Annotated in this window: 11 protein-coding genes and 1 pseudogene; 11 read left to right on the top strand and 1 reads right to left on the bottom strand. The window is 74.8% G+C overall.

The window, feature by feature from the left end:
• Positions 1-87 precede the first annotated feature (87 nt).
• From ACWGE1_RS16005 to ACWGE1_RS16020, 4 genes are all read left to right on the top strand, one after another.
• A complete protein-coding gene (locus ACWGE1_RS16005) occupies positions 88-726 on the top strand; it encodes a fasciclin domain-containing protein (RefSeq protein ID WP_453421106.1) in 639 nt (212 codons plus the stop codon).
• 105 nt (positions 727-831) lie between these two features.
• Complete coding sequence (locus tag ACWGE1_RS16010; RefSeq protein ID WP_453421107.1) at positions 832-2,376, top strand: SDR family oxidoreductase; 1,545 nt, start codon at positions 832-834, stop codon at positions 2,374-2,376.
• A gap of 86 nt (positions 2,377-2,462) precedes the next feature.
• Positions 2,463-3,842 carry a cryptochrome/photolyase family protein gene (locus tag ACWGE1_RS16015; protein WP_453421108.1) on the top strand — a complete coding sequence of 460 codons (1,380 nt, stop codon included), beginning with the start codon at positions 2,463-2,465 and terminating at the stop codon, positions 3,840-3,842.
• Between the two features lie 150 nt (positions 3,843-3,992).
• Positions 3,993-4,937, top strand: a complete 945-nt coding sequence (locus ACWGE1_RS16020) for an alpha/beta fold hydrolase (protein ID WP_453421109.1) — start codon at positions 3,993-3,995, stop codon at positions 4,935-4,937.
• Here ACWGE1_RS16020 and ACWGE1_RS16025 read toward each other — a convergent pair.
• The gene (locus ACWGE1_RS16025) at positions 4,925-5,962 is read right to left on the bottom strand and encodes a MerR family transcriptional regulator (protein ID WP_453421110.1); all 1,038 of its coding nucleotides are present in this window, start codon (positions 5,960-5,962) and stop codon (positions 4,925-4,927) included. The genes ACWGE1_RS16020 and ACWGE1_RS16025 overlap by 13 nt on opposite strands.
• Before the next feature lie 146 nt (positions 5,963-6,108).
• Here ACWGE1_RS16025 and ACWGE1_RS16030 point away from each other — a divergent pair, with 146 nt between their 5' ends.
• The 7 genes and pseudogenes from ACWGE1_RS16030 to ACWGE1_RS16060 form a co-directional block, all read left to right on the top strand.
• Entirely contained in the window at positions 6,109-6,774 is a 666-nt protein-coding gene (locus tag ACWGE1_RS16030; RefSeq protein WP_453421111.1) for a sigma-70 family RNA polymerase sigma factor, read from the top strand.
• A gap of 41 nt (positions 6,775-6,815) precedes the next feature.
• The gene (locus ACWGE1_RS16035; protein ID WP_453421112.1) at positions 6,816-8,081 is read left to right on the top strand and encodes an NAD(P)/FAD-dependent oxidoreductase; all 1,266 of its coding nucleotides are present in this window, start codon (positions 6,816-6,818) and stop codon (positions 8,079-8,081) included.
• On the top strand, positions 8,078-8,842 hold the full coding sequence (locus ACWGE1_RS16040; RefSeq protein WP_453421113.1) for a DUF1365 domain-containing protein: 765 nt from the start codon (positions 8,078-8,080) through the stop codon (positions 8,840-8,842). The genes ACWGE1_RS16035 and ACWGE1_RS16040 overlap by 4 nt, the downstream gene beginning before the upstream one ends.
• On the top strand, positions 8,839-10,134 hold the full coding sequence (locus ACWGE1_RS16045; RefSeq protein ID WP_453421114.1) for a class I SAM-dependent methyltransferase: 1,296 nt from the start codon (positions 8,839-8,841) through the stop codon (positions 10,132-10,134). Before ACWGE1_RS16040 ends, ACWGE1_RS16045 begins: the two co-directional genes overlap by 4 nt.
• Entirely contained in the window at positions 10,131-10,973 is an 843-nt protein-coding gene (locus ACWGE1_RS16050; protein WP_453421115.1) for a DUF1295 domain-containing protein, read from the top strand. Before ACWGE1_RS16045 ends, ACWGE1_RS16050 begins: the two co-directional genes overlap by 4 nt.
• Complete coding sequence (locus ACWGE1_RS16055) at positions 10,970-11,629, top strand: alpha/beta fold hydrolase (protein ID WP_453421116.1); 660 nt, start codon at positions 10,970-10,972, stop codon at positions 11,627-11,629. Before ACWGE1_RS16050 ends, ACWGE1_RS16055 begins: the two co-directional genes overlap by 4 nt.
• Positions 11,630-11,690: 61 nt before the next feature.
• Positions 11,691-12,121 (top strand): annotated as a pseudogene (locus tag ACWGE1_RS16060) (molybdopterin-binding oxidoreductase); the annotation flags it as partial.

Raw genomic sequence — 12,121 nt, forward strand, 5'->3', positions numbered from 1 at the left:
CGGTGAGGGGACCATCCGGATGAGGGCCCGCGCCGAATGGGCAGCGTGACTCACCGATGGGTGAGCCCCGCAGACCCTGGAGAGACCATGAGCATTCACACCTTCCGCCGTGCCGCCCTCGCCGTGACCGCCGCAGTACTGCTTCCGCTGGCACTGTCCGCCTGTTCGGAGGAGAGTACGAGCAAGGAAGGGGCCGCCGCGCCCGATGCCGTTTCTTCCCCGACACCGATCGGTGACACCGAAACGGTAGCGGGCAGTCCGTTCGGCCCGGCCTGCGCCTCGGTGCCGAAGAGCGGCGCGGGCTCCTTCGACGGCATGGCCCAGGACCCGGTCGCCACCGCCGCCTCGAACAATCCCGCACTGTCGACGCTGGTCACGGCCGTGAAGAAGGCCGGACTGGTGGACACCCTGAACAACGCCCGGAACATCACGGTGTTCGCGCCGACCGACGACGCGTTCGCGAAGATCCCGAAGGCGGACCTGGACAAGGTCCTGGCCGACAAGGAGACCCTGACCAAGATCCTCACCTACCACGTGGTGGGCGAGAAGCTCACCCCCGAGCAGCTCGGGAGCGGCTCCTTCCAGACCCTGCAGAAGGGCATGGTCACCACCAAGGGCTCGGGCACGGACTACAGGGTGAACGGCTCCTCCAAGGTCGTCTGCGGCAACGTACCCACCGCCAATGCGACCGTCTACATCGTCGACACGGTCCTCATGCCGAAGTAGGCCCGCTCCGTACGGTCGACTCGTGGGCGGCGGTCCGTGCATCCGGCCGGACCGCGCCCCCGGAAGTGTTCCGGGGGACACCCGCGAGGCGGATCGGAGCAACCCATGACGGACGCACAAGGACTCCCGGCCCCGGGCACCCGCTGCCTGGTCACCGGAGCCACCGGCTACATCGGCGGCAGGCTCGTACCCGAGCTCATCACCGCAGGCCACCGGGTGCGCTGCCTCGCCCGTACTCCGGAGAAACTGCGCGACCACCCCTGGGTCGGGCAGGCGGAGATCGTCCGGGGCGACGTCACCGACGCCGCGTCGCTCGCCCCCGCCCTGCGGGACGTCGACGTCGCCTACTACCTCGTGCACGCCCTCGGCACCGGGCGCGACTTCGAGCGCACCGACCGCCTCGCCGCGCGGAACTTCGCCGAGCAGGCCCGCGCCGCCGGCGTCCGCCGCATCGTCTACCTGGGCGGACTCACCCCGCGCGGGGTCGCCGACCGTGACCTCTCGCCGCATCTGCGCTCCCGCGCCGAGGTCGGGCGCATCCTCCTGGGCTCCGGGGTTCCCACCACGGTGCTCCGGGCCGCCGTCATCATCGGCTCGGGCTCGGCCTCCTTCGAGATGCTCCGCTACCTGACCGAGCGGCTGCCGGTGATGGTCACCCCGAGCTGGGTGCGCACCCGCATCCAGCCCATCGCCGTCCGCGACGTGCTGCGCTACCTGGTCGGCAGCGCCCGGATGCCCGCCGGCGTCAGCCGCGCCTTCGACATCGGCGGCCCCGACGTCCTCACGTACCTGGACATGATGCGCCGCTACGCCCGCGTCGACGGGCTGCCCCAGCGGCTCATCCTCCCCGTACCGGTCCTCACCCCGCGGCTCTCCAGCCACTGGGTCGGCCTGGTCACCCCGGTGCCCCGCTCCATCGCCCGCCCCCTCGCGGAGTCGCTCAAGTACGAGGTCGTCTGCGACGAGCACGACATCGCCGCCTGGGTGCCCGATCCGCCCGGCGCCCCCCTCGACTTCGACACCGCCCTCACCTACGCCCTCCAGAAGGTCCGCGACGCCCAGGTGCTCACCCGCTGGTCCTCCGCCTCCTACCCCGGAGCGCCCAGCGACCCGCTGCCCACCGACCCCGACTGGGCCGGCGGCAGCCTCTACTCCGACGAGCGCGAGCGCACCGTCGACTCCTCGCCCCGGGCCCTGTGGCGGGTCGTGGAGGGCATCGGCGGGGAGAACGGCTGGTACTCCTTCCCGCTCGCCTGGGCCGTCCGCGGCTGGTTCGACCGGCTCGTCGGGGGCGTCGGACTGCGCCGGGGCCGCCGGGACGCCGCCCATCTGCGGGTGGGGGACTCCCTGGACTTCTGGCGGGTCGAGGAGATTGAACGCGGCCGGCTGCTGCGGCTGCGCGCCGAGATGCGGCTGCCCGGCCTCGCCTGGCTGGAGATGTACGCCGAGCGGGACGAGGAGGGCCGCACCCGCTACCGGCAGCGGGCGCTCTTCCACCCGCGCGGCCTGGCCGGTCACCTGTACTGGTGGAGCGTCTCGCCGTTCCACGCCGTGGTCTTCGGCGGCATGGCCCGCAACATCGCGCGCACGGCGGAGGCGGACGGTGATCGCCACCCGGCTGCATCCGCCGAGGCCGCACGCGCGGAATGACAGGGCCAGGCCGGCAAGGCCAGCCCAGCGACCACCGCGCGGCACGTCCAGAGCCCGTCCGGTGGCCCGATGCCAGGAGCAGCACCATGAACGTCTCGGTCGTCCTGTTCACCTCGGACCTGCGCGTCCACGACCATCCGCCGCTGCGCGCCGCGCTGGGCCAGGGGAACGAGACCGTACCGCTCTTCGTGAGGGACCCGGCGGTGGACCGCGCGGGCTTCGCGGCACCGAACCGGCTCGCCTTCCTCGCGGACTGTCTGGCCGGTCTCGACTCCGGGCTGCGCGAGCGCGGCGGCCGGCTCGTGGTGCGCTCGGGGGACCCCGTCGCCGAGGTGTGCGCCGTCGTACGGGAGGCCGACGCCGACGAGGTGCACATGGCGGCCGGCTGCAGCGCCTTCGCCCTGCGCCGCGAACAGCGGCTGCGCAGTGCCCTGGAGGCCGACGGGCGGCGCCTGTACGTCCACGACGGCGTGGTCACCGCCCTGCCCGCCGGAGCCGTGACACCGAGCGGATCCGATCACTTCGCCGTCTTCACCCCGTACTTCCGGCGCTGGTCGGGCGAGCGGCTGCGCGAGCCGCTCGCGCCGCCGCAGCAGGTCCGGGTGCCCGCCGCGATCCGCTCCGACGCCGTCCCGTCCCGGGCGGCCGTCCGCTCCGTCTCCGCGGGCCTGGCCACCGGGGGAGAGCGGGAGGGCCGGGAGCGGCTCGCGGACTGGCTGGAGGGGTACGCCGACGGGTACGAGGAGGGGCACGACGACCTCCCGGGCGACGCCACCTCCCGCCTCTCCCCGTACATCCACTTCGGCGCGGTGTCGGCGGCCGAGGCCGTGCACCGGGCCCGGTCCCGGGGCGGCGCGGGCGCCGAGGCCTTCGTACGGCAGCTCTGCTGGCGCGACTTCCAGTACCAGCTCCTCGCAGCCCGCCCCGGCGCCGCCGCCCAGGACTACCGCACCCGGGACGACCGCTGGCGGCGCGGCAAGGCGGCCGAGGCCGACCTGAGCGCGTGGAAGGAGGGCCGCACCGGCTACCCCGTGGTCGACGCGGCCATGCGGCAGCTCGCCCACGAGGGCTGGATGCCGGGCCGGGGCCGGCTGCTCGCCGCGTCCTTCCTGACCAAGACGCTCTACATCGACTGGCGGGCCGGAGCCCGGCACTTCCTCGACCTGCTGGTCGACGGTGACGTCGCCAACAACCAGCTCAACTGGCAGTGGGTGGCCGGGACCGGCACCGACAGCCGCCCCAACCGGGTGCTCAACCCGGTGATCCAGGGCAAGCGGTACGACCCGGACGGCGCCTACGTACGGCGCTGGGTCCCGGAACTCGCCGGGCTGCCGGGCCCCTCGGTGCACGAGCCCTGGCAGCTGCCCGGCCTCGAACGGGCCCGGTACGACTATCCGGACCCGCTGGTCGGCCTCCCGGAGGGGCTGGCCCGCTTCCGGCGGGCCCGCGGCAAGGACGGGCCCTGACACGGTCCGCCCCTGACACCGTCCGCCCCTGACGCGATCCGGCCCTCGCACCGTCCGCCGGGGTTCCGGCTGTCCCGGGTCACCGCCGGGTGCCAGACTGGACGGGTGGCCGCTGGAGGCCGGGCCCGGGACCGGGCACACCGTGTCCCGATGGCCCGTCGTGTGTCCGCCGTCGTCACCGCCGCCGCCCTCGCCCTGTCGTGCGTACTGCTCGCGGGGGCGGGGCCCGTGGCCGCGGCGGACGGCGGGGCCGATTCCGCACGCCTGGTGGACGTCGGATCCGGTCGCCGCGTGCTGCTGGACTGCCGCGGATCCGGGTCCCCCACGGTCGTGCTCGTGTCCGGCGCAGGAGGTGCGTCGGACGAGTGGACGCACGTCGCGGACCCCGCGCGTCCCGGGGCCGACCTGAAACCGGATCCGTCGGCCGTCCTCACCACGGTCGCCTCGTTCACGCGCGTGTGCGCCTACGACCGGCCCGGCACCACCCGGCTCGACGGCACGCCGAACCGTTCGACGCCCGTGCCCCAGCCCACCACGGCGGCCGCGGGCGTCAGGGACCTGCGGGCGGCGCTCACCGCCGGTGAGCGCCCGCCGTACGTGCTGGTCGCCGCCTCCTGGGGAGCGATGATCGGCTCGCTGTTCGCACGTACCGGACCGGCGCTGACCGCCGGGCTGGTGACCGTCGACGGCGCCTCCCCGTTCCTGAAGGACACCCTGACACCGGCCCAGTGGTCGGCGTGGATGGACCGGATCCGGGCCACGGACCCCGGGAAGGGTCTCGAAGCACCCGACTACCCCGCCGCCGTACGGGAGGTCTCCGGGGCGCCGGCCCTGCCGCGTCACCTGCCCGCCGTCGTGCTCACCTCCGACCACCCGTGGGACCTCGGAGTCGGCGGCGGATCGACCTGGCCGGCCTGGCTGGCCGCCCAGCAGCGCCTGGCCGAGGGGCTGCACGCCCGGCACGTAACCGACACCGACAGTGGCCACGGCATCGCCGTCGAGCAGCCGCGACTCGTCGTGCAGGCGATACGCGACGTGGTCGACGAGGTCCGCGCCGCCCCGGCGGCCGGGCGCGGAGCCGGTCAGGGCCGCTGAGGGGCCCGCGCCGCGGACGCGGCCTCGGACAGCCCGTGCAGCAGGGCCAGGGCCTCCCGCAGCCCGCCGGGGCGCAGCATGCCCGGGGCGGGCGCGGGTCCCGCCCAGCCGGGGCCCGCGAGGAGGACCGTGGTCCGGGCCCGGGCGCCCTTGACGCCCCAGGTGGTGTCGGCGACGTGCCGGGCCAGGGCGTGGTGCGCGGTGGAGCGGGCCTGGGCCCACAGCACGACCGCGGCCGGTCCGGTCCGGCGCACGGCCTGGTCGAGCGCCTCGGGCGGTACGGCCGCCCCGAACATCCGGGCGGGCAGGCCGAGTTCGGCGAGACCAGCGGTCAGCGCCTCCAGCGGGAGGGTGTGCTGCTCGCCCGGTACGCAGGCCAGCAGGATCGGGGGAGCGGCCGCCCGGGGCCCGGACGGCGCACCGGTGCCCACGCGGCGCAGCGCGGTCGAGACGTGCCAGGACAGGAGGTGCTCGACCTCGACGTACTGGTCGCCCGAGGTCTCCCACTTGCGACCCACGGCGTGCAGGGTCGGCACCATCACCTCCTCCCAGGTGGTGACGAGGCCGTACTCGGTGATCAGGGAGCCCAGCATCTCGTCCATGGTCGGGGAGTCGAGGCGCACGGCGGCCCGGCCCAGCCCCCGGCACTCCTGGCGCACATCGCCCAGCGGCAGGCCGTTGCCCGATCCCGGCTCACGGGCCGGCGCGGCGGGGACGGCGCGGGCGGCCGCGGACGCGGAAGATGCGGCGGACCCGGCGGACCCGGCGGACCCGTCGCCCGCCGACCCGCCCCGGGCGGCGCGCGCGGCCTCCGCCGGCGGCACCCCCGACGCGGTCAGGCGGCACATCTCCTGCAGCACGGCGATGTCCCCGGGGGTCCACCGCCGGTGCCTGCCGTCCTCCCGGGAGGCCGGCCCGATGCCGTAGCGCCGGTCCCAGGAGCGCAGGGTCGTGGGGGCCACCCCCAGCCGGCGCGCCACGGCTCCGGTGGTCACGCCGTGTGCGGGCTCTGCGGGCTCGTTCATGCATCCATCATGCGACGCACAAACGATGCGAGTGGAATCGATGCGATGCGCGGACGGAATCTGGACGGGCCCACGGCGCACGGTGCGCCCTGCGGGCACCGTCCGCCGACCGGCCCACCCCGGTCCCGGCCCGAGGAGCAGTCGCCATGACCGCACAGAGCGTCACCGCCCGGCCGTCCGACGCGGCCCGGGAGCAGCTTCCCGACCACGAGATCGCGGAGGGTTTCGTGCACGGCGACGAACGCTGCCTGAGCGCGGCCTACCGCCGCTGGGGCGGGCTCGTCCACACCCTGGCGGCCCGCACCCTCGGCGACTGGAGGGAGGCCGAGGACGTCAGCCAGCAGGTCTTCCTGGCCGCCTGGCAGGGCCGGGCCGGATACCGGCCGGAGCGCGGACCGTTCGCCGGCTGGCTGGTCGGCATCACCCGGCGGAAGATCGCCGACGCGCTCACGGCCCGTACCCGTCGGCTCGACCTGGTCGCCGCGGCCGGCGCCGCCCTGCCGCCCGCTGACGAGCCGGCGGTGGGCCCCGAAACCGTACTGGAGCGGCTGCTCGTCACCGGCGAGCTGGCCAAACTGCCCCGCGCACAGCGGGAAGTGCTGGCCATGGCCTTCTACGCGGACCTGACCCAGGCCCAGATCGCCGAGCGCACCGGCATGCCGCTCGGCACCGTCAAGAGCCACGCCCGCCGCGGGCTGCACCGGATGCGCCACTGCCTCGGCGGCGATCCGGGCGGCACCGGCGGCCGGCACACGGCGCCCTCCGGAACAAGATTCCCATCCGCGGGCCGTCCGGCACCGAAGTACCCGTGAAACGCCCGGCACCGGCCGTGCGGGCAGGCGAGCGTGAGGGGTTGAGTGACGTGGACCGGCAGAGAGTCGCTGTGGTGGGCGGGGGCGTGGCGGGGCTGACGGCCGCCCATGTGCTGCAACGCGAGTACGACGTGGTGCTGTACGAGGCGGACGACCGCCTGGGCGGCCACGCCCACACCCATGAACTGCCCACCGCGGACGCGGGCACCGTCCACGTGGACAGCGGATTCATCGTGCACAACGAGCGCACCTACCCGCACCTGCTGCGACTCTTCCAGGAACTCGGCGTCACCACCCAGGAATCCGAGATGAGCATGTCCGTCCGGTGCGACGGCTGCGGACTGGAGTACGCGGGCGCCCGCGGCGCGGCCGGCCTGCTCGGCGGCGGCAACCTGCTGCGCGGCCGCCACCTGCGCATGCTGGCCGAGGTGCCGCGCTTCCACCGTGCCGCCCGGCGGCTGCTCGACTCCGAGGACGGCGGGCAGACCCTGGGGGAGTTCCTCGAACGACGCCGCTTCTCCTCCTACTTCGTCGGCCACTTCGCCATCCCGCTGGTCGCGGCCGTCTGGTCCTGCGCGCCGGACACGGCCCTCCAGTACCCCGCCCGGTACCTCTTCCGCTTCCTGGCCCACCACGGACTGCTGTCCGTCAAGGGATCCCCGAAGTGGCGTACGGTCACGGGCGGTTCGGCGAGCTACGTGGCCAGGGCCGCCAAGAACCTCACCTCCGTCCGCACCGGGACTCCGGTCCGGTCCGTCGTGCGCGCCGCCGACCACGCCCGCGTGCTCACCCCCGACGGCGACTCGACCCCGTACAAGGCCGTGGTCATCGCCGTCCACCCCGACCAGGCGCTGCGACTGCTGGCCGACCCGACCGAGGACGAGATCCGGATCCTCGGAGCGTTCACCTACTCCCGCAACCCCACGGTGCTGCACCGCGACACCTCGCTGCTGCCCCGCTCACCGCACGCGCGCGCCTCGTGGAACTACTGGCTCCCGTCCTGCTCGGCCCGGCCCGAGAGCGTCCAGGTCAGTTACGACATGAACCGGCTCCAGCAGCTGCCGACCGCCGACCCGCACATCGTCACCCTCAACGCCCGCGGCCGGGTCGACCCCTTCGAGGTGATCGCCCGCATGGTCTACGAACACCCCGTCTACACCCCCCGGTCCGTCGCCGCACAGCGGGAACTGCCCCGGCTGAACTCACCCGTGACCGCCTTCGCCGGCGCCTACCACGGCTGGGGCTTCCACGAGGACGGCTGCCGCTCCGGCGTCGCCGCGGCCGAGGCCCTGGGGGTGCGGTGGTGAACGGCACCCCCGCGCCACGGGCCGCCCTGCCCCGCGTACCGGCCCTCTACGAGTGCACGGTGGCCCACGCCCGCACCACCCCCGTCCGCCACGCCTTCAGCCAGCGCACCTACCTGTGGCTCATCGACATCGACGACCCGCCCCGCATACCCCGGGCGCTGCGCGCCCTGGCCCGGTTCGACCCCCGCGACCACTTCGGCGGCCGGGCACCCACCCTGCGCGCGGGCCTGGAGGCGCAGCTGTCCGCCCACGGGGTCGAGAACGCGGACGGGCGCGTCCTGATGCTCGCCCACGCCCGCGTCCTCGGGCACGTCTTCAACCCGCTGACCCTGTACTGGTGCCACGACCGCGCCGGTACCCCGGTCTGCGTCGTCGCCGAGGTCCACAACACCTACGGCGAGCGCCACTGCTACCTGCTGCGCCCCGGCATCGACGGACTGGCCGACGTCCCCAAGGACTTCTACGTCTCGCCGTTCTTCGCGGTCGAGGGCTTCTACCGGATGCGGCTGCCCGTCCCCGGCGACCGCCTCGACCTGACCGTGCAACTGCGCCGCGACGACGGGACCTGCCCCTTCACCGCGACCGTACGGGGCCGCCACCGCCCGGCCGGCGTCAGCGCCCTGCTCGGCGCCGCACTGCGGCACCCCTGGTCCACCGCCAGGGTCTCCGCCGCCATCCGCTTCCACGGCATCCGCCTCTTCCTCCGCGGACTCCCGGTCCGCCCCCGTCCCGTTCGCCCCCCGCAGGAAGGCACCCTGTGACCGTCTCGTACTCCCCGGCCCACGAGAGCGCGCTCGCACCCGTCGACGCGGACCGCTGGCCCGACGTGGCCCGGCCGCCGCGCGGATCGGCCCTGCGCACCGCCGTCGCCGAGCGGATCATCGGCCGCGCCCTCGCCCGGCTCCCGCTGCGCATACGGCACGGTTCCGGGGAGCGCCCGGCGTACCGCGTCCCGCCGCAGGCCGGAGCGCTGCCGACGCTCACCCTCCACGACCCCGAGGCCTTCTACCGCCGGATCGGCGCGGACGGCCTGATCGGCTTCGGCGAGTCCTACATGGCCGGGGAGTGGGACAGCGACGACCTGGTCGGCGCCCTGACCGTGCTCGCCGCCCACGTCGACGACCTGGTGCCGGCGCCCCTGCGCCGGCTGCGCGACGCGTGGGTGCGCAGGCGCCCCGAGCAGCAGCGCAACACCCCCGAGGGCGCGCGGGAGAACATCCACCGCCACTACGACCTGTCCAACGAGCTGTTCACGCTGTTCCTCGACCGGAGCATGACCTACTCCTCCGCGGTCTTCGCCGCCTTCCCCGCCGGGCCCGCGACCTTCACCGCCGCCCAGCACCGCAAGATCGACCGGCTCCTCGACCTCGCGGACGTCGGACCGGGCACCCGGCTGCTGGAGATCGGCACCGGCTGGGGCGAGCTGGCGATCCGGGCCGCCGCGAGGGGCGCCCGGGTGCTGACCGTGACGCTCTCCGCCGAGCAGCGCGACCTGGCCCGGGAACGCATCGCCGCGGCGGGCCTCGGCGACCGGGTCACCGTCGAACTGCGCGACTACCGCCACGTGGAGGGCTCCTTCGACGCCGTCGTCAGCGTGGAGATGATCGAAGCCGTCGGCGCCGAGTACTGGTCCGCGTACTTCGCCGCCCTGCGCCGGTTCCTCGCACCCGGCGGCCGCGTCGCCCTCCAGGCCATCACCATGCCGCACGAGCGGATGCTCCTGACCGCCCGCACGCACACCTGGATCAGCAAGTACGTCTTCCCCGGCGGGCTCATCCCCTCCCGCGAGGCGATCGCCCGCGAGAGCGCCGCGGCCGGGCTGCACACCGTGGCGGACAGCGGCTTCGGCGACCACTACGCGGAGACGCTGCGGCTGTGGCGCGAGGAGTTCGACCGCCGGGCCGACTCCGTCGAAGCCCTCGGCTTCGACCGCACCTTCCGCCGGATGTGGGAGCTCTACCTCGCCTACTCCGAGGCCGGATTCCGCTCGCGCTACCTGGACGTACGCCAACTGCTGCTCACCGCCGACCCCGTGCCGCGGGAGACCCCGTGACCGGCCCGGCGCAGACCCTCGCCGGCGGCGTCGACTGGGGCGCGCTGGGCGTCAACCTGGCCGTCGCGGCCGGCGCCGCCCTCGCCGTCATGCTGGTGACCTTCGCCGTAGCCACCGTCAGGGGCCTGCACCGGATCGTCGACATCGCCTGGGGAGCCGCCTTCGCCGCGGTGGCCCTCACCAGCTGGCTGCTGTCGGCGGGGTACGGCGACGAGGGCCGGCGGCTCGCGGTCGCCGCGGCGACCGTCGTGTGGGGACTGCGCCTGGCCCTGCACATCGCCCGGCGCGGCCGGGGGCACGGTGAGGACCCGCGCTATGCCCGCATGCTCGCCCGGGCGCCGGGCAGCACCCGGCTGTACGCGCTGCGCAAGGTCTACCTCCTCCAGGGCGCCCTGGTCTGGCTCGTCTCGCTGCCCGTGCAGGCCGCGTCGTACGTGTCCGTGCCCCTCGGTCCGCTCGCCGCCGCCGGCCTGCTGCTGTGGGCGACCGGACTGCTCTTCGAGGGGGTCGGTGACCTCCAGCTCGCCCGCTTCAGGGAACACCCCGAGCACCACGGAACGATCATGGACCGCGGTCTGTGGAGCTGGACGCGGCACCCCAACTACTTCGGCGACTTCCTCGTCTGGTGGGGTCTGTACCTGCTGGCCTGCGCGACCTGGCAGACTGCGGCGCTCACGCTGGTCTCGCCGCTGGTGATGAGCGCGCTGCTGATCTGGGGCAGCGGCAAGAGACTGTTGGAGGCCCACATGGCAGACCGGCCCGGATACGCCGCCTATGCCGCCCGCACCAGCGGGTTCTTCCCGCGCCCGCCGCGCGCCGGACGCCGGGAGCACGGGTGACGGCCGGGACGGAGCGGGACACGGCATCGACCGGCGAGGGCCGGGAGCTCGTGGTCCGCACGTCCCCCGAGATACCCGCGGCGGCGGTCCTGCTGCTGCACGGCGGGCGGGAGGACGGGCCGGAGCCGCCGCCCCTCCTCAACCTGCCCGCGCTGCGGATGAGGCCCTTCGCCGCCGCCGTCGTCCGCGCGACGCGCGGACGCGACGTCCTGGTCGCCGAGGTGCGCTACCGGCACCGCGGATGGAACGGCTCCCGATGCGACGCCGCCAGGGACGCCGAGGCGGCCCTCGCACGGCTGCAGGGGCTCGCCGGGGACGTACCGGTGGTCCTCGTCGGCCATTCGATGGGCGGCCGGGCGGCGCTGCGGGCGGCCGGCGCACCCCTGGTGCACGGCGTGGTGGCCCTCGCCCCCTGGTGTCCGCCCGGTGAGCCGGTGGACCACCTCGCGGGCCGCAGGCTCTACCTGCTCCACGACGAGCAGGACCGGGTCACCTCGGCCGCCGGGTCCTGGGAGTTCGTACGCCGCTCCCGGCTCGCGGGCGCCGACGCCACCGCCATCCCGATGCACACGGGCGGCCACGCGATGCTCCGTGGCGCGGGCGCCTGGCACCGGCGTACCGCCGCACTCGTCACCAGCCTCGTCACCCGGGACTGACGGTCCGCCGCCGCTCCGGGAGCGACCAATCCGGCGTTGCCCGCGCTGCGAAGTCACGGGTGTGAGCATCGACAAGAAAGCCATCGAGCGGCCGGTGGCGGCGTCGCTGGCCGGACTGGTGTCCGGCTACGCGGCACTGGCACTGGCGGAACTGGTCGCAGCCGGGGCCCGGCCCCAGGCCGGCCCGGTCCCGGTCGTCGGGGGAGCGGCCATCGACCGCACGCCCGCCGCGGTCAAGGACTGGGCGATCCGCACCTTCGGGACCGACGACAAGCTCGTCCTGCAGCTAGGGATCCTCGGCGTGACCGCCCTCCTGGCCATGGCCGTGGGGCTGCTCGCCCTGCGCAGGCGGCGCACCGGGGCGGCGGGCGTGTTCCTGTTCGGCCTGGTGGGAGCCGCGGCAGCGCTGAACCGGCCGGACTCCGGAGGCCTCGCCGACGCCCTGCCCTCGGCGGCGGGCGGCCTGGCCGGTGCGCTCGTGCTGTACGCCCT

The organism is Streptomyces sp. NPDC054932, from assembly GCF_053610205.1.